This is a genomic window from Bradyrhizobium sp. SZCCHNRI20481, assembly GCF_032485055.1.
In the GTDB taxonomy this organism is placed as follows: Bacteria; Pseudomonadota; Alphaproteobacteria; order Rhizobiales; family Xanthobacteraceae; genus Bradyrhizobium.
Map to the genome: position 1 here is coordinate 345823 of NZ_JAUEUE010000003.1, position 24005 is coordinate 369827.

General features: G+C 65.9%; 21 protein-coding genes and 1 pseudogene. 14 read left to right on the forward strand and 8 right to left on the reverse strand.

Translation table 11 applies throughout. The annotated features are described in order from the left end of the window. Positions 1-94 precede the first annotated feature (94 nt). Positions 95-1681 (forward strand): gamma-glutamyltransferase, encoded by a 1587-nt coding sequence (gene ggt / locus QX132_RS06320; protein WP_315738417.1) that lies wholly within the window; start codon positions 95-97, stop codon positions 1679-1681. An 870-nt stretch (positions 1682-2551) separates the two neighbouring features. Beyond that, positions 2552-3010 (forward strand): FKBP-type peptidyl-prolyl cis-trans isomerase, encoded by a 459-nt coding sequence (locus tag QX132_RS06325; protein ID WP_410052846.1) that lies wholly within the window; start codon positions 2552-2554, stop codon positions 3008-3010. Between the two features lie 360 nt (positions 3011-3370). Here the strand turns inward: QX132_RS06325 and QX132_RS06330 are convergent, their stop codons facing one another. Further along, on the reverse strand, positions 3371-3586 hold the full coding sequence (locus tag QX132_RS06330; protein ID WP_315750360.1) for a CsbD family protein: 216 nt from the start codon (positions 3584-3586) through the stop codon (positions 3371-3373). Between the two features lie 149 nt (positions 3587-3735). Between QX132_RS06330 and QX132_RS06335 the strand changes: the two genes are divergently transcribed. Continuing rightward, positions 3736-4254, forward strand: a complete 519-nt coding sequence (locus QX132_RS06335) for a cupin domain-containing protein (protein WP_316160439.1) — start codon at positions 3736-3738, stop codon at positions 4252-4254. Between the two features lie 176 nt (positions 4255-4430). On the opposite strand, the pseudogene QX132_RS06340 reads toward QX132_RS06335, so the two are convergent. The 5 genes and pseudogenes from QX132_RS06340 to QX132_RS06360 form a co-directional block, all read right to left on the reverse strand. Then, positions 4431-4532: pseudogene (locus tag QX132_RS06340) on the reverse strand (GTP-binding protein); the annotation flags it as partial. Between the two features lie 433 nt (positions 4533-4965). After that, positions 4966-6195: a Tad domain-containing protein gene (locus QX132_RS06345; RefSeq protein ID WP_315776100.1), complete on the reverse strand. Its 1230-nt coding sequence runs from the start codon at positions 6193-6195 to the stop codon at positions 4966-4968. Positions 6196-6479: 284 nt separating this feature from the next. Next, the gene (locus QX132_RS06350; protein WP_316160441.1) at positions 6480-7913 is read right to left on the reverse strand and encodes an MATE family efflux transporter; all 1434 of its coding nucleotides are present in this window, start codon (positions 7911-7913) and stop codon (positions 6480-6482) included. Between the two features lie 152 nt (positions 7914-8065). After that, positions 8066-9226, reverse strand: coding sequence for a hypothetical protein (locus tag QX132_RS06355; RefSeq protein WP_316160442.1), 1161 nt, complete (start codon positions 9224-9226; stop codon positions 8066-8068). A gap of 2 nt (positions 9227-9228) precedes the next feature. Next, a complete protein-coding gene (locus tag QX132_RS06360) occupies positions 9229-9930 on the reverse strand; it encodes a FecR domain-containing protein (protein WP_316160443.1) in 702 nt (233 codons plus the stop codon). Between the two features lie 139 nt (positions 9931-10069). On the opposite strand from QX132_RS06360, the gene QX132_RS06365 reads away from it, so the two are divergent. Further along, positions 10070-11398, forward strand: a complete 1329-nt coding sequence (locus tag QX132_RS06365) for a phospholipid carrier-dependent glycosyltransferase (RefSeq protein ID WP_316160445.1) — start codon at positions 10070-10072, stop codon at positions 11396-11398. Positions 11399-11464: 66 nt separating this feature from the next. Here the strand turns inward: QX132_RS06365 and QX132_RS06370 are convergent, their stop codons facing one another. Then, a complete protein-coding gene (locus tag QX132_RS06370; RefSeq protein WP_315738410.1) occupies positions 11465-12115 on the reverse strand; it encodes an OmpA family protein in 651 nt (216 codons plus the stop codon). Positions 12116-12500: 385 nt separating this feature from the next. Between QX132_RS06370 and QX132_RS06375 the strand changes: the two genes are divergently transcribed. From QX132_RS06375 to QX132_RS06390, 4 genes are all read left to right on the forward strand, one after another. Further along, the gene (locus QX132_RS06375; RefSeq protein WP_315738409.1) at positions 12501-12731 is read left to right on the forward strand and encodes a hypothetical protein; all 231 of its coding nucleotides are present in this window, start codon (positions 12501-12503) and stop codon (positions 12729-12731) included. 74 nt (positions 12732-12805) lie between these two features. Beyond that, the gene (locus tag QX132_RS06380) at positions 12806-13978 is read left to right on the forward strand and encodes a winged helix-turn-helix domain-containing protein (protein WP_316160446.1); all 1173 of its coding nucleotides are present in this window, start codon (positions 12806-12808) and stop codon (positions 13976-13978) included. A 126-nt stretch (positions 13979-14104) separates the two neighbouring features. Next, complete coding sequence (locus tag QX132_RS06385; RefSeq protein ID WP_315776107.1) at positions 14105-14662, forward strand: TetR/AcrR family transcriptional regulator; 558 nt, start codon at positions 14105-14107, stop codon at positions 14660-14662. A 49-nt stretch (positions 14663-14711) separates the two neighbouring features. After that, on the forward strand, positions 14712-15674 hold the full coding sequence (locus tag QX132_RS06390; RefSeq protein WP_316160447.1) for an alpha/beta hydrolase: 963 nt from the start codon (positions 14712-14714) through the stop codon (positions 15672-15674). Positions 15675-15710: 36 nt separating this feature from the next. On the opposite strand, the gene QX132_RS06395 is transcribed toward QX132_RS06390, so the two are convergent. Continuing rightward, positions 15711-15899, reverse strand: a complete 189-nt coding sequence (locus QX132_RS06395; RefSeq protein WP_315776109.1) for a hypothetical protein — start codon at positions 15897-15899, stop codon at positions 15711-15713. Between the two features lie 35 nt (positions 15900-15934). On the opposite strand from QX132_RS06395, the gene QX132_RS06400 reads away from it, so the two are divergent. The 6 genes from QX132_RS06400 to QX132_RS06425 all read left to right on the forward strand — a co-directional run bounded on the left by QX132_RS06400 (position 15935) and on the right by QX132_RS06425 (position 23813). After that, the gene (locus tag QX132_RS06400) at positions 15935-17266 is read left to right on the forward strand and encodes an MFS transporter (protein WP_315773399.1); all 1332 of its coding nucleotides are present in this window, start codon (positions 15935-15937) and stop codon (positions 17264-17266) included. 226 nt (positions 17267-17492) lie between these two features. After that, positions 17493-18599 (forward strand): efflux RND transporter periplasmic adaptor subunit, encoded by a 1107-nt coding sequence (locus QX132_RS06405; RefSeq protein ID WP_316160449.1) that lies wholly within the window; start codon positions 17493-17495, stop codon positions 18597-18599. A gap of 271 nt (positions 18600-18870) precedes the next feature. Beyond that, the gene (locus QX132_RS06410) at positions 18871-22011 is read left to right on the forward strand and encodes an efflux RND transporter permease subunit (protein ID WP_315776110.1); all 3141 of its coding nucleotides are present in this window, start codon (positions 18871-18873) and stop codon (positions 22009-22011) included. Between the two features lie 24 nt (positions 22012-22035). After that, positions 22036-22644, forward strand: a complete 609-nt coding sequence (locus tag QX132_RS06415; RefSeq protein WP_315773451.1) for a TetR/AcrR family transcriptional regulator — start codon at positions 22036-22038, stop codon at positions 22642-22644. A gap of 65 nt (positions 22645-22709) precedes the next feature. Beyond that, positions 22710-23333, forward strand: a complete 624-nt coding sequence (locus QX132_RS06420; protein WP_315773404.1) for a flavin reductase family protein — start codon at positions 22710-22712, stop codon at positions 23331-23333. A gap of 51 nt (positions 23334-23384) precedes the next feature. Next, positions 23385-23813, forward strand: coding sequence for an acyl-CoA thioesterase (locus QX132_RS06425; RefSeq protein ID WP_315773405.1), 429 nt, complete (start codon positions 23385-23387; stop codon positions 23811-23813). The last annotated feature ends 192 nt before the right edge of the window (positions 23814-24005 follow it).

The window sequence follows — 24005 nt, forward strand, 5'->3', positions numbered from 1 at the left end:
GTATCCCCGGGCATTGCCGAGCCTGGAAGGAATGTGCGATGTAGCCGGTCAGCACTGGCATTCCAGCCACCAAACGATCACGCAGCGAGCAACGATGAGAAGCTTCCATTTCCCCGGCAGGTCGACGGTCCACGCCCAGAACGGAATGATCGCCACCTCGCACCCGCAGGCGGCGCTGGCCGGGATCGAGGTGCTGCGGGCCGGCGGCACTGCAGCCGACGCGGCGGTGGCGGCCTGCGCTCTGCTCGGGGTGATCGAGCCGCAATCGACCGGCATCGGCGGCGACTGCTTCGCCTTGGTCCAACCCAGGGGCGAAGGCCGGATCATGGCCTATAACGGCTCGGGCCGGGCGCCCGCCGCCGCGACCGTGGACTGGTTTCTCGAGCGCAAGATCCATTCGGTCCCTCTGACCTCGGCTCATGCCGTCTCCGTGCCCGGCGCGATCGATGCCTGGGACCGCATCCTGCGCGACCACGGCCGGCTCGGGCTCGACCGGCTGCTGCAGCCCGCGATCCGCGCCGCGGAGGACGGCTATGTGGTGGCGCCGCGTGTCGCGTTCGACTGGAACAACCAGTTCGAGAAGCTCAAGAACGGCACCAACACCGCGCGCTACTTTCTGCCGCATGGCAAGGCCGCTGCCGTGGGTGACGTGATCCGCCAGCCGGAGCTGGCGCAGACCCTGCGCGTCATCGCCAAGGACGGGCCGAAGGGCTTCTATACCGGCGCGGTCGCCGAGGACATGGTGCAGACGCTGCGTGGCATCGGCGGCCTGCACACCTTGGAGGATTTCGCCAACCACCAGACCGAGGTGACCTCGCCGATCGGCACCACCTACAAGGACTACGACGTCTGGCAGTGCCCGCCGAACGGCCCGGGCATCACCATGCTGGTGATGCTCAACATCCTCTCGCGCTTCGACCTCACGCGCATCGATCCGCTCAGCGTCGAGCGCTTTCACCTCGAGGCCGAGGCCGCCCGTATCGCCTACATGATGCGCGAGCAGCACATCGGCGATCCCGCGCACATGACGACCGAGGTCGCCAGCATCCTCGCCAAGGAGTTCGCCGACGAGTACATCTCGCAGATCAGCCTCGACAAGCTGCTCGACCTGCCGAACGTCGCGCCACCGATGAATCCGGAGACGGTCTACATCACGGTCGTCGACCGCGACCGCAACGTCTGCTCCTTCATCAATTCGATCGCGCATTCGTTCGGCTCGGCCATCGTCTCCAACGAGACCGGCGTGCTGCTGCAGAACCGCGCCGGCGGCTTCCGCATCCAGCCGGGCCATCCGAACTGCATCGGCCCGGGCAAGCGTCCGCTGCACACGATCATCCCGGCGCTCGCCACCAAGGCCGGCCGCGCCCAGATGTCGTACGGCGTCATGGGCGGCCAGTATCAGCCGGTCGGCCAGACCCACGTGCTGACCAACATCCTCGACTATGGCTGCGACGTGCAGGAAGCGATCGATATGGCGCGCGGTCTGCACTACGAGGGCGTCTATCAGCTCGAGGACGGCGTGCCGGCCGAGGTGGTCGAGGGCTTGCAGAAGATCGGCCACAAGACCGCCAAGGTGGTGTCGCCGCTCGGCGGCGGTCAGGCGATCTGGATCGACTGGGACAAGGGCACGCTCACCGGCGGCTCCGACCCGCGCAAGGACGGCTGTGCGCTGGGCTATTGAGGTGCCGGAATTCCTCCGTGCGTTCGTCATCGCGAGCGCAGCGAAACGATCAGAGTGGCGATCGTGACCCCGGATTGCTTCGTCGCTTCGCTCCACGCAATGACGATGGTGGCTACGCAAGCCGCATCCACACACACCGCTGTCGTCCCGGCCTTGCGCCGGGACCCATAACCCCAGGCAGTGGTTTGAGGCAGGCCAGCCGTTAGTTCCTCGCACGTCACGTCCGCCGCGGCGTATGGGCCCCGGATCGGCGCCGGGACGACGGCGGTGGATGGGGCGGATACACGGCTCAAACAACGATCGACACACGGTCTCGTTCTCGCGGCACGGACGCCCGAGGTCTGCGATCATCGTGGCCCTTGCAAAATGCAGAGGGCGCAGGGAATGCCGGGTGAAGGCCTCACCCATGGCCCGCCTGCGAAAAAAAATGCAGGCGGCAGGTACCACAGGCAAAGCCGATTCAACCGGCATTCCCTGCGCGACGGTCTTCACGCTTATACGCAGTCTCCCTGGTGCGCCGGGCTTGTTGGCCACCATTGCGACAATGCGCTTGCGCGCACCGCGCGTGATACCAGCATCGGGGTATCAGGACGCTGCGACTTCACGTCCGCAAGCTGCCGTTCGTCGGCGCGTCCGAAGACACGCTGCGGCAACAACGCGGCCATCGCATCCCACCTCGCGTGTCGTGACGATCGCGCGCTACGCCCCTCTGCGGTGAGGCGGGATGCGCGGAGAAAATCATGATTTCCGATTATGCGCAAGTGAATTATTTTTTTCGGAAGTCGATGCCGGGCTGGTCAGCCGCTCCCGCATGAGCTAAACCGCGGCTCCCGTGAACGAGCAGAGGCGGTCTGGAGCATGCGGCGTCCGATGAACAGAAGAGTTGCGCTGATGGCGGCGGCATCGGCCGCGGCCGGTGTCTTGCTGGGCTCCCGCGCGGTCTCGGCACAGACCAGTTCCGCCAAACCCACAGGAAAGACCATGACCACTCCCTCCGGACTGCAGATCATCGACACCAAGGAAGGCGCCGGCGCCACGCCGACGCGCGGTCAGACCTGCGTGATGCACTATACGGGCTGGCTCTATGAGAACGGCCAGAAGGGCAAGAAGTTCGACTCGTCGGTGGATCGCAACGAGCCGTTCGAATTCCCGATCGGCATGAAGCGCGTGATCGCTGGATGGGACGAGGGCGTCGCCACCATGAAGGTCGGCGGCAAGCGTACCCTGATCATTCCGCCCGAGCTGGGCTACGGCGCCCGCGGCGCCGGCGGCGTGATTCCGCCGAACGCGACGCTGATGTTCGACGTCGAACTGCTCGGCGTGAAGTAAGGCGCGCGAATGATGCCGGGAGGGCAACCAAGCGTGCTGCGCGATACAGCGCTCTCTCCCCTTGTGGGAGAGGGCATCACGGGCCCAACCGCGAACACAATGGGGTGAGGGGTCTCTCTCGGCGAGCGACGCTCATGGAGAGAGACCCCTCACCCGACCGAGCTCGTGGCGCTGTCCTACATGCCCTCTCCCACAAGGGGAGAGGGCGCATTCATGGGCGCCGGCTGGAGCGCTGTAATGATCTGGCTGATAGTTGCCATCTATCGTCAACTAACGACGATGCAAAGACCGGCCCCGTGAGGGGCCGGTCTTGTAGTTGATAGCGTCTTCGCGCGATCTCCGCGACCGCGCCGATCCTGCTCAGAGATTCTTGTTGGCGGCGCCGGCGGCGGTGTTCACCGCGTCCTTGGTCGCCTGCTTGGCATCGCCCAGCGCCTGCTGGCCCTTGCCCTTGATTTCCTGCACGGCACCCTCGCCCTGCAGGCGCTCGGAGCCGGTGGCTTCGCCGATGCCCTGCTTGGCCTTGCCGATGGTCTCGTTGGCGACGCCCTTGATCTTGTCGGTGGTGGCACCCATGACTTCGTCCTCCGCTGTTTGTGTGAACTCCACCGATCCAACGCACGCGATGCAGAAAGGTTCGTGGGGAACGGCGAATAGCTTCGCTGCGGCATTTCGGCTAACAATGGCTTGGTTCCCTCGAACAGATGAAATCCCGAGAAGAAATCATGTCAGGCTCTCACGATCACGCGCACGGCCATTCCCACGATCACGGCGACGAGCGCTGGAAGCACGACGGCGTCCGCGTCATTCCGGGCAATCAGCTCGATTCCAACGTGCCGTCGACGCCGGGCATGGACCGCAAGGCGGCGATCAACTTCGCGCGCGTCGGAGCGCAGAAATTGTGGGCGGGCACGGTCACGATCAGGCCTGACGCCAAGACCGGGGCGCATCATCACGGTCATCTCGAGAGCGTGATCTACGTCGTGAAGGGCAAGGCGCGGATGCGCTGGGGCGATCGGCTGCAGTTCACCGCGGAGGCCGGTCCCGGCGATTTCATCTTCGTGCCGCCCTACGTGCCGCACCAGGAGATCAATGCGAGCCCGGACGAAGTGCTCGAATGCGTGCTGGTGCGCAGCGACGGCGAGGCGGTCGCGGTCAACATCGATATCGAGCCGGTCGAGAAGCCCGAGACGGTGCTGTGGATCGACCCGGTGCACCGCGATCCCGCCGAGTCGAAGTCGTAGCCATCAAGGAATTGGCGGAGCCGTCTCGCGACGGCTCCGCCGGGCAGGGAGCGGCTATACCGCCTTCCCTCTCACACGCGAAGCAGGGGCGACTGTCGCGCGTGTGTCTCGCGGTTCGTTGCACCCGAGGACTTTCGGTTCGGATGCGGGCTGGTCAGGCCGCCTCGTTGGCGCGGCGCCACCTTCAGTCGTTGGCGGTTGTTCAGGATGTGGTTGAGCAAAGTGGTCTTCCCAGCCCCGAGGAAGCCGGACAAGACCGTGACGGGGAGTTTGCGCATCGAGATCGAACAGCCTCTTCAGGGGGAGGGGTCGGTGCCGGCGAACGGGCATGCGGCCTCTTTATGCAATGTTATAACGTAACGTCACCTGAAACGGGAGAGGGTGTCAAGGGGAGGGAGTGGCGACGAAGGTGAGTGGGCGGGCTGGCGGCGGCTTGTGGAGTCGGCAGAGGCGGCGGCCGAGACGCAGGGCGCGAGCGGCTCTGGTGAGCTGGTGAAGTCCTTGCACTGCTGAAACGACGCTGCAGCCGCCAGCGACACCGCGTTCCCTCTGCCGTGAAGAACGGGGAGAGGGAATGGAGTAACGGTGGCGGGATGCAGCTCCGTTTCATCTCGGAAGAGAGGAGCTGATATCTTCTCGTGAAGCCGGGTCGTCAGTCCCGGCGACCAGCCGCTGAAACAGCACTCACGAGAATTGGCTCAGCTATGGCAACTACCTCGACAGGAACGCCGTGCCGGCCGGACCACTGGCCGCCGACATCGACAACGCGCCGGGCGCGATCGCCCAGTTGGTCTGGTTCAGGATCAGCGTGTTGAACACCATCGTGACGCTGTTGCTGCTCATGGTCGAGACCGAGTTGATGGTGACGTTGCGGCTCGGCAGATACATCAGGCCGGTGTAGGACGAGCTGCTGGTGCCGTTGATCGGAAGGTTCGTCGTCGACAGGCCGCTCGGCTCGTACATCAGGATATTGGCGTAGGTGCCGCTGGTCGGCGCCGACAGCGTCGCATTGACGTTGCCGTTGAAGGTGAGCGTCGCGTTCTGGTCGACGAGGTAGAAGGTGACGCCGCTGCCGGTCACCGTCCATCCCGAGTTGAAGGTCATCGCGCCGCCCTTGATGATGTAGAGGCCCGGATTGAGCGTCAGCGTGCCGGAGCCGTTGAAGTTGGTCGCGCCGCAATAGACGCCGGGGCTGAGCGTGACCGAGCCGGGATCATAGACTTTGTTGTTGGTGGTGCACGCGCCCACCGTGACGGCGGGCAGCTTGCCGGCAAATGGGTCGGAGATCGCCGCGCAGCCGGTCTCGGCCGGCGGAGTGGCGCCGCCGTTCTTGGTGATATTGGTGCCCTTAATGCAGATGCGCTTGACGTTGAGCGTGGCGTTGAACATCGCGGCCGGGCTCTGCGTCGACAGCACGTGGATCTCGCAGCTCGGCGCATTGAGCTGGGCCCCGGAATTCACCAGCAATGATTGCGCGTTGATGGTGCTGACCAGCAGGATGCACACGGGCGACGTAGTCTGCGCGCCGGCCTTGGCCGTTGCGGACGCCGTCACGCCGAGCGATGTCGTGCCCATCACGTTGAGGAACGAGGTCTTCACCGAGGTCGTCGCGGTGCCCGACAGCGAGCCGTCGCTGTTGGGCGTGAAGGTCGCCGTTGTGCCGGTGCCGAACCGGCCTTTGAAGCTGCCCGAGAACACCGCGCTCGCGGTCGAGACCTGCTGCGCGCTGGCCTGGGTCACGCCGGCGAGGACCGCGGCGTCGACCGACTTCTGCAACTGCGCCTTGGTGTCGCTGGACTTGGCGAAATCGACGGCGGCGCCGACCGACACCAGGATGGGGATGATGGTGATGGCGAAGATCATGCTGATCTGGCCATCCTTCGCGCGGCCAAATCTCCATGCCAGATCGCGAAGAGTCTTCGACGAAATCGATGCGGTCATGTGCAACGCTTCCTGCTGATGGCTGTCCGAGGCTCGACGCCGGCGGATGCGAGCCTCTGCTGCAAGGAAGTGGCGGTCAGACATTACCGCATGCTGAATCCGGTTCCATAAAGGAACCCGGCAGCGGAGTAGCGGAAGCGGAAGGTTATCAGCCCGTTTGTCGGATCATCGACAGGTGCCCGTTCGCACCACTCATTGGTAGCAGCCGCGCGAATTGCCTGTATTTGGCGGTGACGGCTTGTGAGTTGCAAGCGGTTGGATTGCGCCCGCCGGTGCATGTCGCGCTAACGAGGCGAGCGCCAGATCCGGGGCGAGAGAACGAGGCTGCACACCAATGCGTAGACGACGAGCGACAGCGTGACCATCGCGGCGAGCGAGGCCATGCCGCCGCCGAGCATGATGATTGCGATGTAGCCGCCGCCCGCCGCGATCAGCACGCGCAGGGCGGACCCGACGAATGGCCACAGCACGTGGCCCGCGCCTTGGCCGGCAAAAGCGAGCACGAAGCCGAAGCCGAGCGCGGCGTAGGCCGGCGCCACGGTGCGCAGATAGGTCGCGCCCTCGCGCAGAACCTCGGCGTCGCGGCTGAACAGGCCGAGCCAGAGCGGCGGATGCAGCGCCACGATCAGGCCGATGGTCCCGACCAGGGCTGCGCCCGCCAGGGCACTGATCCAGGCGATGCGGCGCGCACGGCCGCGCTGGCCGGCGCCGACATTGATGCCGACCATCGTCAGGGTGGCCGTGCACAGCCCGAACAGGATCGGGATCATGATGTAGTCGAGCCGTGAGGCGATGCCGTAGGCGGCGAGCTCGGAGGTCCCGAAGCGGCCGGCGAGCGCGGTCACCAGGATGACGGTGAGATTGACCATGACCGCGTTGAGCGCGGTCGGCAGCCCGACTCCCAGGATGTCGGCGAACAGCCGGGCCTGCAGCCGCGCAACGCGCACATGCAGGCTGGAGCGGCCGGAGGCCATGTAGCGCAGCAGCACCAGCATGGCGCCGCAGTAATAGAGGCCGAAGGCGATGCCCGCGCCGGCGATGCCGAGCCCCGGCAGCGGGCCGAGGCCGAAGATCAGCAGCGGCGAGGCGGGAATCATGACCAGCGCGCCGACCAGGGTGACCAACGCCGGCACCCGCACATTGCCGGCGCCGCGCAGCGCCGCCGCCTGCAGATTGACGATCCACACCGGGATCGCGCCGGCGAACAGATAGTTGGAGTAGCGCAGCGCCGCCTCCAGCGCGCCGGCTCGCCCGCCGAGCGCATGGTACAGGGCCGGGCCGAACAGCGCGGTCGCAAGCGTGAACAGGCCGCCGGCGATCACCGCCAGCACGATGGCATGGAACGCGATGGCATCGGCATCGGCGTTGTGCCCGGCGCCGACCGCGCGCGCCACCGCCGAGGAGACGCCGCTGCCGATGCCGCCATTGGACATCATCGTCATCAGCATGAAGATCGGGAACACCAGTGCGACGCCGGCCAGCGCATCGGTGCCGAGGAAGCCGACGTAATACGCTTCGGCGACGTTGACCGCGGTTTGCGCCACCAGCACGGTCATGGTCGGCAGCGCCAACCGGAACAGCGCCGGCAGCACCGGGCCGGAGAGCAATGCCGTGCGGACCGACGCGGCCTTGGCGCGCGGCGGCTCCGGGGCCGGCTCGAACGGCGCCGCCGCAACACCGGGCAGGGCTTCGGTGGTCGCCTGGGTGAAAACGTCCATCGGATCTCCGCGCGCCTGGCGAGCCAGCGCGTTTAAATGATGATTGTCATTCAATAGGTCCGCCGGCGGGCGCGGGTCAAGGCGACCCGAGCGCAGGCCGATCATGAAATTTTGACGGAGCGAGGGTGATCCGCTCGGCGCCGGGCCAGCCGCTAATAATGGACGCGCAGGCCGATGCCGCCGTGGATGGTGTTGCCGACCGGCTGCGGGCCGAGCGTGCCGTTGACGAACAGATCGGCGATCCAGCCCTGCGGCAGGCGGAAGCCGAGCCGGCCGCCATATTCGAACCAGCCCTGGTTGCCCATGGTCGGCGTCACCGTGCCGTTGCCGGTGACGGTGGCGACGATGCCGGAGCTGGTCGCGAACGACTGGACGTAGCCGCCATTGATGTTGGCTTCGATGCTGGAGCCGAACAGGTGGGTCCATTGGCCGCCGACCTTGACCAGGCTGGTGCGGTCGGTGCCGCCGGCGATCGTCGCATCGAACGGGTTGAAGGCCACCGCGGGATCGCGATAGCCGGCGACGTGCTGCCACAATTGCCACAGCTCGACCGACGCCGCGAGCTCGTCGCGCGGCGACAACCGGCTGATCCAGCCGGCGCGGCCATAGACCGCGTAGTTCGACGCCGTGGTGGTGCCGTCCGCCGTGACGTTGCCGAGGCTCGTCGCATAGCTCCGGCTGTAGCGCACGCGCTCATACGGCGTCAGGATCGTCCCGATGTCGAAGAACGGCCGCGACGAGCCCCAATCGGTGAAGTCGTAGCGCAGCGCGAAGGCGCCGATCGGCGCCGAGGTCACGTGGTAGCCGTTCTCGTTGTAATGCGTGTAGGCGAGGCCGGCGAGCAGCGCCAGATTGTTGGTGAGCTGCTTGCGGCCATGGATGCCGGCCGAGAACGAGCCGGCCGAGCCGAACGCGCTGACGCAGTCGTTGCAGTTGACCTGCTCGTTGACGCCGAGCAGCACCAGCCCGAGCACCCGGTTGGTGATCATCTGGTTGAAGCGCTGGTCGGCGAGGCCGTTGATCGCGTTCGCGCTGTTTCCCGCGCCGGTGGGCGTCGGCGACGGGGTCGGCGAGATCGAGGGCGAGGGCGTCGGCGTCGGGCTGGAGGTCGATATCGGCGTGGCCGACGGCGTGGGCGTGGCGGTGGGCGAGGAGGTCGGCGACGGCGACGGGGTCGGGCACAGCGCCGCCGCGAAATTGTCCGCCCCGCAACTGCTCTGCGCGGCGGCCGGCGCGGCCTGCAGGGCGAGCGGGAGCAGCCCGCCGGCGATGGCGGTCATCAGGAGAGCAAGCTGACCGCGGCGCGTTCTCATCGTCACCGCCCGCACAGGATGCCGGTGAAGTCCTGCGGCGGCGCATTACTGGCGAGATCGGTGACCGTGCAAAGGCCCGATGTCGACGCGCAGGTGGCGGCAAAGCTCCACGACGGATTGCCGGTCTTTTTGATCGCGCTTCGGCCCTGGCCGGTCGCGGTGATGATCGCGGTGTCGCCCGGCTGCGTCAGCTCGAGGCATTGGAAGGTGAGGGTGCAGACCCGCGAGGCGCCTTCCTGCAGCACGACCATGGTCTGGCCGCGCTGCGAGCGGATGTCGAGGATGGTGCCGCGCACGCCGATGGTCGCCAGCGGCGTGTTGATCTTGTAGGCGGTTTTCTCGGAATGGCCGGTGACGAAGCGGAACGCGCCGGTGCCGAGCCGGATCGCGATGTCGCGATAGCTGGTCTCGTCGTTGAAGACGGTGCGGTCGAGCGTCAGGGTGGCGTTGGCGCCGAGCGAGAGATTGGTGCTGTCGATCATGACGAGCCGCGCGGCACTGTCATTGCCGGTGCGCACCGTTTCGTTGCGCACGACGCCGTCGCCGACGCTGATCGGGCTGCTCGAGGCACCTGCAACGCGCAGCACGTCCTTCTGCACCAGCACGGCTTCGCCGATGCGGCCGTCGGCGCTTGCGCCGCCCGCGACGCCCAGCAGGGCGGCCGCCGAGATCGCAGCGACACAGATTCGGCGACGCAGACTCATATCCACACCGAAGATTGTTTCCTGCTCAATCTAGCCGAAGACGGCGCGCGGGGTTGTTGTAAAATGGGCACAAGTTTGCCTCGATGACCGTTCGGTGGTTAGTTGCCGTCACCGTGAGATCAGTTCAACGCGGAGGCCCATGAAGGTATCTGCTGCTCGCCGGGATGACGACGACGAGGACGGCGAGGTTGCGCAGGATGGCGCTCTGTCGGTCCGCCGCTGTGTGATGACGGCATTGCTGATCTTCGCGATCGCGCACGTCGTGCTGATGATCGGGCTCGCCTCGCCGCCGAAATTCGTCTTCGACGAGGTGCATTACGTCCCGGCGGCGCGGCAGATGCTGGGACTGGCGCCGGCGACGCCGCAGCTCAATCCGATGCATCCGCCGCTCGCCAAGGAGCTGATTGCACTGTCGATCAGGACGTTCGGCGACAACGCCTTCGCATGGCGCTATCCCGGTACCGTGCTCGGCGGGCTCGCCGTTGCCGCCATCTATCTGTGCGGCCTGGCGCTGTTCGCGGCGCAATGGCCTGCCATCGCAGCGGCGCTGCTCGCGGCCTTCAACCAGATGCTGTTCGTGCAGGCGCGCATCGCGATGCTCGACATCGGCGCGCTCGCCTTCAGCCTGCTCGGGATCGCGGCCTTTCTGTTTTCGTTCAGGCAGCGCCGGCCGCAGGTCGTGTTCGCGCTGGCGGGCGCGCTGTTCGGCCTTGCGATCGCCTGCAAATGGAGCGGGCTGTTTCCGCTCTTGACGGCGCTTCTCATCGTCGCTCTCATCAAGCTGTTGCAGCACTGGCAGACCTCGTTCGGCGATGCCGAGCCGACCGACTGGTATCGGCCCGAGCAATGGCCGCAACTGAGCTGGCTGCAGATCGTGCTGTGCCTCGTCGCGATGCCGGCCGTTTGCTATCTCGCGACCTTCGTCCCGCTGCACGGCCTGTCCGTCATCGGCATCTTCGAAGCGCAGCGGCGCATCTTCGCCGACAGCGTCACCACGGCGATCGCCGGCCATACCTACATGAGCGCGTGGCCGACCTGGCCGTTGCTGGTCCGTCCGGTCTGGTTCCTGTTCGACAAGACCAGCGACACCGACATCGCCGCGGTGGTGCTGCTCGGCAATCCGCTGGTGCTGTGGCCGGCACTTGCCGCGCTCGGCATCTGCGTCCGGGATTTCATCGCGACGCGCAGCGCGACGGCGTTCCTGATCCTGGCGTTCTATCTCGGCTGCTATCTGCCCTGGGCGCTGCTGCCGCGCGCGCTGAGCTTCATCTACTACTATCTGCCGTCGGCGACGCTGGCGAGCCTCGCGCTCGTCCATGCGCTGAGCCGCTGGCCGCGCTGGGTGCTGTGGAGCTATGTCGCCGTGGTGGTGCTGGGCTTCGTCGCGATGCTGCCGGTCAGCGCCGCCTTCATCGGCACGACGATGCAGACCTTCACCCGGTTGATGCTGTTCCAGAGCTGGATCTGAATCCGGACAAAAAGCGCCCCGTCCGCCAGGGACCGTGGGCGGGCGGGGCGATGCGCGGCGGAGCGCTCACTTCGCCGCGGTTTTGGTGTCCATGTTGACGACCTGGACCCGCCGGTTGAGCGGATCGGCCGGGTTGGCCGCGTCCTTGAGCTTGGTCTTGCCATAGCCGACCGTGACGAGGTCCTGGCCGGCGAGGGCGAACTTCTCGACCAGATAGCGCTTGATGGTGTCGGCACGGCGCTCGGAGAGATCCTGGTTGAAGCCGTCGCTGCCGATGCCATCGGTGTGGCCGGCGACCACGAAGGTCGAGCCCTTCAGGTTCGGATCGGACAGCGCCTTGCCGAGCTCCTGCACGGCCGGCATCGAGGCCTTGCTGATTTCGGCCGAGTTGTAGTCGAACTGGATCTCGAGATCGATCTTGGGCTTGGTCGCCGCGATCTCGGCGATCTGCTCGCGCTCGCCGAGCGACAGCGAGCGGGTCTTGCGGTTGCGCATGCTGTCGATGAAGGCCGCCTGCTTCGCCTGCGCTGCCGCGTCGGCCTGCGGGGTCGCCTGCGGTCCGACCGAAATGCCGCGCGTCACGGCCTTCGGCTTCAGCGCGTTGAGGATCTTGTCGGCCGACACGGCCTCGCCGGCGAGAGCGGTGCCTGCGCCGATCGCCAGCATCGCGGAGAACGCCGCCGCCTGAACTGCAAAGCGTCCAAAATATGGGGTCATCGTCGTTATCCTCGTGTCGTCATGCCCTATGGCCATTGGATGCGGGAACGATAGAACGGGTTCAAAGCGCCAAATGTGATCGACGTCACGTTGCCGGACCGGGCGGCCCTTGAGGGGCGAAGCGAGTGGTCCGCGGGACGCGCCGCGCGCTGCCGCAAAGCGACCGGCAGGTGGCCGGTCAGCGAACAACAAATCGGCCAGATGCGGTTCTACCGGATAGCGTTCGCCGGGAAAAAATCGCAAACCTGAGGAACGCGAACGGCGACTGGATTCGTAGTCTAAGAAACGCAGACAGAAAAGCAGAGCCGTGTTCAACCCATCGCACAGGCGCGACTATCAGTCCCATCGGGCGAGCAGTCAGGATCAGACGGGATCAGCCGGTTCCATGTCGACGCTGATCGGGGCTGGCATCATTGCGGCATCGATCCTGCTGTCGACGCTGATCACCGCGGTCGGCAACCGCTATGTCGGCCTGGAAAGTCCGGCCGAGGATACGGCCTGGCTGGTCGACCGCCTGACCGGCCGCATCTACAAGTGCCGTGCGCCCGATCCCGGCCGCGCCAGCTGCAAGGCCGAGATCGCCACCGGCAGCATTCCGGACAAGGCCAAGCCGTGAGGTTCCGCAAGGGGATCTCGCCGGCCTGATTTGCCGTTGCGGGAGCGGGGGCGAATCTCGCACCATTGCGCGGCATGCCCGCTGTCCCCACGCCCATCCCGCTCTCCAAGCCGCAGGCGCGCCGCATCTGGCTGCGCGCGCAGCGGCTCGATGCCGAGGCGCCGTTCGGCGCGGGCCCCGAGGCGGTCGCCGCCGCCATTGCTCATCTCGGCTATGTGCAGATCGACACCATCAACGTGATCGAGCGCTGCCATCACCACATCCTGTTCAGCCGCATTCCCGCCTATCGCCGCGCCGATCTCAGGCAGGCGCAGAGCACCGACAAGACCGTCTTCGAATATTGGACCCACGCGCTGTCCTACATCCCGCTGCAGGACTTCCGCTACTTCGTTCCGGCGATGCGCCGCTACCGCCGCGAGGGCCATCGCTGGCTGCAGACCGTGAAGCCCGAGGATACGCGCAAGGTCATGCGGCTGATCCGCCAAGGCGGCGCGCTGACGATCCGCGACATCGACGACGACGTGCTGCGCGAGAAGGACCACGCCTGGGCCAGCCGCAAGCCGTCGAAGCGCGCGCTGCAGCTCGGCTTCTACGAGGGCGTGCTGACGGTGTCGGGCCGCGACGGCATGCTCAAGACCTACGACCTCACCGCCCGGCATTTCGGCTGGCAACGGCTGCCGAAGGGCGCCAACGATCGCGAGATCGCAGCCTATCTGCTCGACCGCGGCTTGCGCGCCCAAGGCGTCGTGAGCCTCGATTCGCTCTGCCATCTCAATGCGCCAAGCAAGGCCGCGGTGCGCCGGGTCATCGATGCCAGGGTCCGGCGCGGCGAGCTCGTGCCGGTGACGCTGGAGGGCGCCGGCAGGCAGGAGCACTGGGCGACGCCGGCCGCGCTGGAGGAGCCGATCGACATCAGCTCCGAGCGCGTGCACATCCTGTCGCCGTTCGATCCGCTCATCATCCAGCGCAAGCGGACGCAGGCGATCTTCGACTATGATCATCGCTTCGAGGCCTATGTCCCGAAGGACAAGCGCCTGTTCGGCTATTTCGCGCTGCCGGTGCTGGTCGGCGACGAGATCGTCGCCGCGCTCGATCTCAAGACCGACCGCCAGAACGGCAAGCTCCTGATGCAGAAATGGAGCTGGGTCGGCGAGGGCAAGGCGGCGCGCGGCGACCGGCGCAAGGCGCTGAAGCGGACCATCGAGGACGAGCTGCACCGGTTCCAGCGCTTTCAGCTTGGAGACTGACCTGGTCGTCGGAGATCCGCTCAGTGCTCTTGATTTGGAAACGAATGTTTCCTAAAAGGAGGAATGACGAGGTCGCAACAGGATTCATCCGAGCGCCGCGGGCCCGGTCGGCCGCGCGAGTTCGATATGGACACCGCCCTGAACAAGGCCCTGGTGGTCTTCAGCGAGCGCGGCTACCACGCCGCGTCCTTGGCCGAACTGCGCGCGGCCATGAAGCTCGCCACCGGCAGCCTCTACAAGGCCTTCGCGGACAAGCGCGCGATCTTTCTGGCGACGCTGGATCATTACATCGCGCGCCGCGACCAGCAGGTGCGCGAGCGCATCGATGCGCAGCCCAGCGGCCGCGACAAGCTGGAGGCCTTGCTGCAGTTCTACGCGGAATCCGCCAGCGACAGCGAAGGCCGGCGCGGCTGCCTCGTCGTGACCAGCGCGGCCGAACTCGCCACCTTGGATGCGGAGGCCGCTGCCAAGGTCCGCGGAGCGTTACGGCGGGTCGAGACCCTGTTGCGCGACCTGATCAGGCTGGGCCAGGCGGATGGATCGATCCGGCCGGATCTCGACGCGGAAGTCGTGGCCCGAGCCTTGTTCTGCGTGATCCAGGGATTTCGGGTGGTCGGCAAGACAGGGCGCACGAGGAGCGAGATGATGGCCGTGGCAGACCAGGCTGCCGCCTTGTTCGCGTGATGTCGTGTCTAAATAGGAAACAGTTGTTCTATAATTAGGAGAATGATCCATGACCGAGTTGATGAGTGCCATCTCTGCCAAAAGTCCGTCGCGGCTGGTCGCGGCCGAGCCGTTCGGTCGCGCCGATGCGTCGTTGCCGGGCTTTACCCACCGCTTCGAGACCGTCGATGGCCTTCGGCTGCACTATGTCAGCGGTGGCCCGCCGGATGGCGAGGTCGTGGCGCTGCTCGCCGGCTTTCCCGAAAGCTGGTTTGCCTGGCGCAAGGTCATGCCACTGCTCGCGTCGCGCTATCGGGTCATTGCGCCGGATCTCCCCGGGCAGGGCGATTCGGACCGGCCAGCCGAAGGCTACGACACTCAGACCCTGGCCACGGCGGTGCATCGCCTGCTGCAGCAACTCGGCGTCACCAGCTATCATCTGGTGGCCCACGATATCGGTGCGTGGGTGGCTTATCCCTATGCGGCGCTGTTCGAAGCCGAGGTGCGCAGCCTGGCCCTGCTCGATGCAGGAATTCCCGGCGTCACCCTGCCCGAGGCGCTGCCCTTCGCGCCAGACCGCGCGTGGCGCACTTGGCACTTCGCGTTCCACGCCGTCGCGGATCTCCCGGAGATGCTGATCCACGGCCGCGAACGCGACTATCTCGCTTGGTTCCTGCGCCGGAAGGGTGCCAATCCCGAAGCGTTCTCCGAACGCGATCTCGACGAATACGCCCGCGTGCTGACCAAGGCCGGCGGCTTGCGCGCCGGGCTCGCTTATTATCGTGCCGCCGCACTGTCCGCGTGTCAGAACCGCGAGCTGAAACAAAGAGGCAAGCTGAAGCCCCCGGTGCTCGCCGTCGGTGCCGACCAGGGATCGATCGTGGACATGGCCGCGCCGCTCAGGGAGGTCGCCGATCACGTCGAGGGCATCACCATCTCCTCGTGCGGCCACTACATTCCGGAAGAGCAGCCTGCCGTTCTGGCCGAGGAGCTCAACGCCTTCTTCAGCCGCGCCGGCGCGGGGCCGATCTGAGCTTTCGGTTGATATCGCGGCTTGCCGTTGGCAGGCCTATGCCCAAGCAGGCCGCGTCGCGATCCGGTCGATCCAGATGCCGAGCAGGATGCCGACGACGCGGATGAGCATTTCGGGCGAGGAGGGCGTCATGCGCGCGCCGCGCCCCCGCGATGCGCCGACGGGCTGTGGGATGTCAGGTTTTCCGATTGACTTGCCACGACCGATGCTCAACACCGCCTTCAACTATCAATGTCCAGAAAGCTCCGGGGAGGAGATCGATGAGTCCGTCCGCCACCAGTCCGGCCGCGCTTGGCCGCTCCGATATCGAGTCCGCGACCATCCGCGCCATCTCCTGGCGCCTGATTCCGTTTCTGGTGCTGGCCTATTTCTTCTCCTATCTCGACCGGGTCAATCTCGGCTTCGCCGCGCTGACCATGAATGCGGAGCTGAAATTCTCACCGCTGGTGTTCGCCTGGGGTGCGGGCATCTTCTTCATCGGCTATTTCATATTCGAGGTGCCGAGCAATCTGGCGCTGGAGAAGTTCGGCGCCAGCCGCTGGATCGCGCGCATCATGGTGACTTGGGGCATCATCTCGGCGCTGATGGCCGTGGTCTCGGGCCCGTGGAGCTTTTACACGCTGCGCTTCCTGCTCGGCGTCGCCGAGGCCGGATTCTTTCCCGGCATCATCCTCTATCTCACTTATTGGTACCCCGCCCAGTATCGCGCGCGCTTCCTCGCCGCCTTCGCGGTTGCCGTGCCGATCTCGACCGTGATCGGCGCGCCGGTCTCCGGCCTGCTGCTCGGCATGCACGGCCTGATGGGACTGCAGGGCTGGCAGTGGCTGTTCATCATCGAGGGCATCCCCTCGGTCATCCTCGGCGTCGTCACCTGGTTCTACCTGACCGACCGGCCGGAGCATGCGACCTGGCTGTCCGCGGAGCAGAAGGCCTGGCTCGCGGCGAAGCTCGAGGCCGAGACGGCGGCGAAGCAGGCCGCCGGCCACATGACGCTCGGCGAGGCGCTGTCGTCGCCGAAGGTGATCGTGCTCAGCCTGATCTATTTCGGCTTCGTCGGCGCGCTCTACGGCATGCAGTTCTGGCTGCCGCAGATCGTCAAGGCATTCGGACTGACCAATGTGCAGACAGGCTTCGTCACCGCGATCCCCTATGCGTTCGGCACCGTCGCGATGATCCTGTGGGCGCGGCATTCCGATGCGACACGCGAGCGCGTGATGCATGTCGGCGCGCCGCTGATCCTGATCGCGGTGGCGCTGGCCGCATCGAGCATGATTGGCGATCCCACGCTCACCATGGTCGCGCTCACGGTCGCGGCGATCGGCGTGTTCTGTGTCTTCGGCGTGTTCTGGACGCTGCCGACGGCGTGGCTGTCGGGTACGGCCGCGGCCGGCGCAATTGCGCTGATCAACTCGATCGGCAATCTCGCCGGATTCGGCGGTCCCTATCTGGTCGGCTGGATCAAGGACACGACCGGCTCGACCACGCACGGCCTGCTCGCGCTGTCGGTGCTGCCGCTGATCGCGGGGCTGCTCGCGTTCTTCGGCGGCCATGAGAGCAAGGTCGAATTCGCCGGGCAGGCGCCCGCGGAGTGAAGCGCACGGTGCGTGCCCTGATTGCGGGGCCGGGCTCGACCGCGGCGGCGGACGGCCCCGCAATCGGTGGCGGTTGAGCGCACAGCGCAGTTCCGAGCCGGCCTGCCGCTCCACTGAGCACCTGCGGCAACATGTCCAGATGATCACGAAGTCATGATTACTGACGAATATTGACAATCATCATTCGACATTCGACACTTACTCGTAAGAGCAGCGAGGGTGCCCCATGTTGATCCGCCTGATTTTCGCGAGCTATTCCAAGCTGTTGACCGGCCTTGCGCTGGCCACGATGGCCGTCGCCCTGGCCGGGTGCAATGAAACCGTCGCCCAGAAGGCCGAGCCGGTCCGGCCGGTCCTGGTCGCGCCCGTCCATTACGAGGCCGAGACGCCCGAGCGCAGCTTCGTCGGCACCATCCGGCCGCGCATCGAGGCCGATATCGGCTTCCGCGTCGCCGGCAAGGTCGCCAAGCGCCTGGTCGAGGTCGGCCAGACCGTGGAGGTCGGCCAGCCGCTCGCCACGCTCGACGAGGTCGACCTGAAGCTGCAGGCCGAGCAGGCCGAAGCCGAATTCCGCGCCGCCACCGGCGTGCTGGCGCAGGCCTCCGCTGCCGAGACCCGCGCCAAGGAGCTGCGCGCCAAGGGCTGGACCACGGATGCCCAGATGGACCAGGCCAGGGCGTCCGCCGACGAGGCGAGGGCGCGGCTCAATCGCGCCGAGCGCTCGGTCGAGCTGACGCGCAACTCGCTGTCCTATGCGACGCTGGTTGCCGACGCGCGCGGCGTCGTCACCGCGAGCATGATCGAGCCAGGCGTGGTCGTTGCCGCCGGCCAGGCTGCGATCCGTGTCGCGCGCTTTGCCGAGAAGGAGGCCGTGGTCGCGATCCCTGAGACCCTGCTCGAGCGCGCCAAGACCGGCAGCGCCTACGTCACATTGTGGTCGGAGGCAAACAAGCAATATGCGGCGAAGCTGCGCGAGATCGCGCCCACCGCCGATTCCGCGACGCGCACCTATCTCGCCAAGTTCTCGCTGCCGGACGCCGGCGACGCCGTCTCGCTCGGCATGACTGCGACGTTGACGCTCGCCGATCCCGCCACCACGCGCGTCGCGCGGCTGCCGCTGTCGGCGCTGTTCAGCGATGGCCGCGATCCGTCGCTGTACGTCGTCAACGACAAGGGCGAGGTGACGCTGAAGCCGGTGAAGGTGAAGGCCTATGACAGCAAGGACGTGCTCGTCACGTCAGGCGTTGACGATGGCGACAAGGTCGTGGCGCTCGGCGTGCAGAAGATCGATCCCAGCCAGAGGGTGCGCGTCGTGTCGGCGCTGACGTTCTAGCTCTGCCGTCGTTCCGGGGCGCACGTAGTGCGAACCCGGAACCTCGAGATTCCGGGTTCGATGCTTCGCATCGCCCCGGAATGACGGACGTAACGGTCGTCATCGCGAGGAGTGAAGCGACGGCGCAATCCAGACTGTTTTTTCTGCAGGCGGATTCTGGATTGCTTCCGCCGTCGCCCTTTGGGCTATGGCGGACAGGTCGCTTCTTTCGCAATGACGGTGACTAACAGCAACGGCTCGGACCAGTGATATCGAATCTCGGAGAGCACCCATGAAGCGGTTCAACCTGTCGGCCTGGGCGGTCAATCATCCGCCGCTGGTGCTGTTCCTGATCGTCGCGCTCGGCGTCGCCGGCTTCTTCTCCTATCAGAAGCTCGGCCGCGCCGAAGATCCGTTCTTCACCGTCAAGGTCGTCAACGTCTCGGTGATGTGGCCCGGCGCCACGGCGACTGAGATGCAGAGCCAGGTCGCCGACCCCATCGAGAAGAAGCTGCAGGAGCTGCCTTACTTCGAGAAGGTGCAGACCTATTCGAAGCCGGCCTTCACCGCGATGCAGGTGACCTTCCGCGATTCGACCCCGCCGGCCCAGGTGCCGCACCTGTTCTATCTGATCCGCAAGAAGCTCGACGACGTGCAGTCGTCGCTGCCGTCGGGCATCATCGGTCCGTTCGTCAATGACGAGTTCTCCGACGTCGATTCCATCCTGTTCATGATGACCGGCGACGGCGCCGACTATGCGCAGCTGAAGAAGACCGCCGAAGGCCTGCGCCAGCGCCTGCTGAAGGTCGCCGGCGTTACCAAGGTCAATCTCTACGGCACCCAGGACGAGCGCATCTATGTCGAGTTCAGCCATGCCAAGCTCGCCACCCTCGGCATCACGCCGCAGGCGCTGTTCGATTCGCTTGCCAAGCAGAACAATGTGACCCCGGCCGGCACGGTCGAGACCTCGTCGCAGCGCGTGCCGCTGCGCGTCACCGGCGCGCTCGACGGCGCCAAGGCGGTCGCGGAGACGCCGGTCGAAAGCAACGGACGCGTGTTCCGGCTCGGCGATATCGCCACCGTCAGCCACGGCTTCGTCGATCCGCCGAGCTTCAAGGTGCGGCAGGAGGGCAAGCCCGCGCTCGGCATCGGCGTCGTCACCGCCAAGGAGGCCAACATCCTGGAGCTCGGCAAGGAGGTGCACGCCGCCGCCGCGGATTTCATGAAGGCGGTGCCGCAGGGCATCGAGATCGAGCAGATCGCCGACCAGCCCAAGGTGGTCGAGCACGCCGTCAGCGAGTTCGTGCACTCGTTCGTCGAAGCGCTGGTGATCGTGCTGTTCGTCTCGTTCCTGGCGCTCGGCTGGCGCACCGGCATCGTCGTGGCATTGTCGGTGCCGCTGGTGCTCGGGCTCGTCTTCATCGTCATGAACATCATGGGGCTCAACCTGCATCGCATCTCGCTCGGAGCCCTCATCATCGCGCTCGGCCTCCTGGTGGACGATGCCATCATCGCGGTCGAGATGATGGTGGTGAAGATGGAGCAGGGCTGGGACCGGATGCGCGCCGCGTCCTTTGCCTGGGAATCCACCGCGTTCCCGATGCTGACCGGGACCCTGGTCACGGCCGCCGGCTTCCTGCCGATCGGCTTCGCCAATTCGGCCGTCGGCGAATATGCCGGCAGCATCTTCTGGATCGTCGCCATCGCGCTGGTCGCGTCCTGGTTTGTCGCCGTGATCTTCACGCCCTATATCGGTGTCAAGCTGCTGCCCGACATGAAGGCCCATCACGGCCATGACGAGCACGCGGTCTACGACACGCGCATGTATCGCGGCCTGCGCGCCATCGTGCGCTGGTGCGTCACGCATAGAATCACCACCGTTGCCGCGACGGTCGGCGTCTTCGCGGCATCGATCGTGGCGTTCGGCCATGTCCAGCAGCAGTTCTTTCCGCTGTCGGAGCGGCCCGAGCTGTTCTTGCAGCTGCGGCTGCCGGAGGGCACCGCCTTCAGCGTCACCGAGAAGGCGGCACGCAAGGCCGAAGCGCTCTTGAAGGACGACAAGGACATCGAGACCTACACCGCCTATGTCGGGCAGGGCTCGCCGCGCTTCTGGCTCGGTCTTAACCCGCAACTGCCGAACGAAGCCTTCGCCGAGATCGTGATCGTCGCCAAGGACGTCGCCGCGCGCGAGCGCATCAAGGCCAAGATCGAGACCGCGGCTGCGAATGGCGAGCTGAACGAAGCGCGCGTCCGGGTCGATCGCTTCAATTTCGGTCCGCCGGTCGGCTTCCCCGTCCAGTTCCGCATCATCGGCCCCGATGCGGCCAAGGTGCGCGAGATCGCCTACCAGGTGCGCGACGTCATGCGCCAGAACCCGAACGTCAGGGATCCGCAGCTCGACTGGAACGAGCAGTCGCCCTACCTCAAGCTGGTCGTCGACCAGGATCGTGCCCGCGCACTTGGCCTGACCCCGCAGGACGTGTCGCAATCGCTGGCGATGCTGATCTCCGGCGTGCAGGTCACGACCATCCGCGACGGCATCGAGAAGGTCGGCGTCGTCGCGCGTGCGGCGCCGTCCGAGCGGCTGGATCTCGCCCATGTCGGCGATCTCACCATCACCTCGAAGAACGGCATCGCGGTGCCGCTGCAGCAGATCGCCAGGATCGAGTATTCCCACGAGGAGCCGATCCTGTGGCGGCGCAACCGCGACATGGCGATCACCGTGCGCGCCGACGTGGCGGACGGGGTCCAGGCGCCCGATGTCACCAACCAGATCTCGCCGAAGCTACAGGACATCCGCAACCACCTCGAGCCCGCCTACCGGATCGAGGCCGGCGGCGCGTTCGAGGAATCCGCCAAGGGCAATGCCTCGATCTTCGTGCTGTTTCCGCTGATGGTCATCGTGATGCTGACCCTGCTGATGATCCAGCTGCAGAGCTTCTCGCGGCTGATCCTGGTGTTCCTGACCGCGCCGCTCGGCATTGTCGGTGCCTCACTCGGGCTCAATGTCGCCAACGCGCCGTTCGGCTTCGTGGCGCTGCTTGGCCTGATTGCGCTTGCCGGCATGATCATGCGCAACGCGGTGATCCTGGTCGATCAGATCGAGACCGACGTCGCCCATGGTCTGACCCGCAAGGACGCGATCATCGAGGCCACGGTGCGCCGCGCCCGGCCCGTGGTGCTCACCGCGCTGGCCGCGATCCTCGCCATGATCCCGCTGTCGCGCTCGGCGTTCTGGGGCCCGATGGCGATCACCATCATGGGCGGGTTGTTCGTTGCAACCTTTCTCACGCTGCTGTACTTGCCAGGATTGTATGCCCTATGGTTCCGCAAGAGCCTGGACGAGCGCGGAACGAAGGACGCGGATCATTCCGCAACGCAGCACGTTGACGTGCCGAGGCCCGCGCTTCCTTTGGCCGAGGCCGCCGAATGAAGGACCAACAAGATCGCAGGCATGATGACCCTGGTTTCCGACCATATCGAATCCGATACGCACGAACGCATTCTCGTCGTTGCTGAGCGTCTGTTTCGACAGATCGGCTACCAGAAGACGACCGTCGCCGACATCGCCAAGGAGCTCCGCATGAGCCCGGCGAATGTCTACCGGTTCTTCGATTCCAAGAAGGCGATCCACCGGGGGGTCGCCCGCACGCTGATGGCGCAGGTCGAGGCGGCTGCCATCGCGATCGCGGAGCGGGCGGGGCCTGCGGCGCCGCGGCTGCGCGAGCTGCTTGGCACCATTCATCGCATGAACACCGAGCGCTATGTCGGCGACAACAAGCTGCACGAGATGGTCGCGGTGGCGATGGAGGAGAGCTGGGACGTCTGCGAGGCGCACATGCTGCTGATCACCGAGATCATCGGCCGCGTGATCGGGCAGGGCGCGGCCTCCGGCGAATTCGCCGTCACCGATCTGCCGCTGGCGGCAAAATGTGCGACGACCGCGATGATGCGCTTCTTCCATCCGCAGATGATCGCGCAATGCGCGACCAAGCCGGGCCCGACGGTCGACGAGATGATCGATTTCGTGCTGGCAGGGCTTGGTTCCAGGGGCGCTGCAAGCTAAGTTCGCCGTCATTCGAGCGAAGCTTCGTCGCTTGCGCTCCCCGCAATGACGGAAGGGACGACGGCGTGACCGAACGGGATCTGCATTTCTACGAACCGAAGAACGGCCACGGCCTCCGCCACGATCCCTTCAATGCCATCGTCGCCCCCCGTCCGATCGGCTGGATCTCGTCGCGCGATCCGGACGGTCACGTCAATCTCGCCCCCTACAGCTTTTTCAACGCCTTCAACTACACCCCGCCGATCATCGGCTTCTCCTCGACGCAGTGGAAGGACTCGGTCGCCAACATCCAGGACACCGGCGAGTTCGTCTGGAACCTGGTGACGCGCGGCCTGGCCACGCAGATGAATGCGACCGCCGCGCATGTCGCGCGCGAGGTCGACGAGTTCAAGCTTGCGAGCGTGACGCCGGTGCCGTGCAAGTTCGTCAATGTGCCGCGCGTCGGCGAAAGCCCTGTCGCGTTCGAGTGCAAGGTGACGCAGATCATCCAGCTGCAGGGCGCCGATGGCGCCAAGGCGCAGGCCTGGCTGACGCTCGGCGAGGTGGTCGGCGTGCATATCGACAAGACGCTGATCAAGGACGGGGTCTATCAGACTGCGCTGGCGCATCCGATCGTCCGCGCCGGCCGTCGCGGCGACTATTTCGAGATCATGCAGGAGGCGATGTTCGAAATGGCGAGGCCCGACTGACGGCCTTGCTCGACGCCTCTTGAACGCTCCCGCAATTGGAGACCATCCGACGTGACCGAAGCGACCGTCCATGCCGCGCTGTCCGCGCCGACCGAGCCCCGCGGCGATCTCTGCATCCGCACTCTGGCGATGCCGGCCGACACCAATGCCAATGGCGACATCTTCGGCGGCTGGCTGCTCAGCCAGATGGATGTCGGCGGCGGTGTGTACGCCGCCAAGGTCGCGAAGTCGCGCACGGTGACGGTCGCGATCGAGGCGATGAACTTCCGCAAGGCGGTCTATGTCGGCGATCTCGTTTCGGTCTATGCGCATCTCGTCCGCGTCGGCCGCACCTCGATGACGGTGCGTCTCGAAGCCTGGGTGCTGCGCCGGAAGGAGGAGCAGCCGATCCTCGTCACCGACGGCAACTTCACCTACGTCTCGATCGACGACGACGGCCGACCGCAGCCGATCCGGCGCGACGGGGCGACCCCGGCCTGATCGCAATCTTGGTCTCCCGCCAAAATAACATCAGTTAATGCCCGGCATATGCCACTTGCTCGGCATAGGAACCGTGATCCGGCGGCGCGCGCTCATTCGAGCTCGCGTTTGCGGCGTCTGTGCCGATCAATCTCGCGCGATGTAGGCCTTGTCCACAGGGCAGGCGTGTTTACGATATTTGCAAGTTCTGGT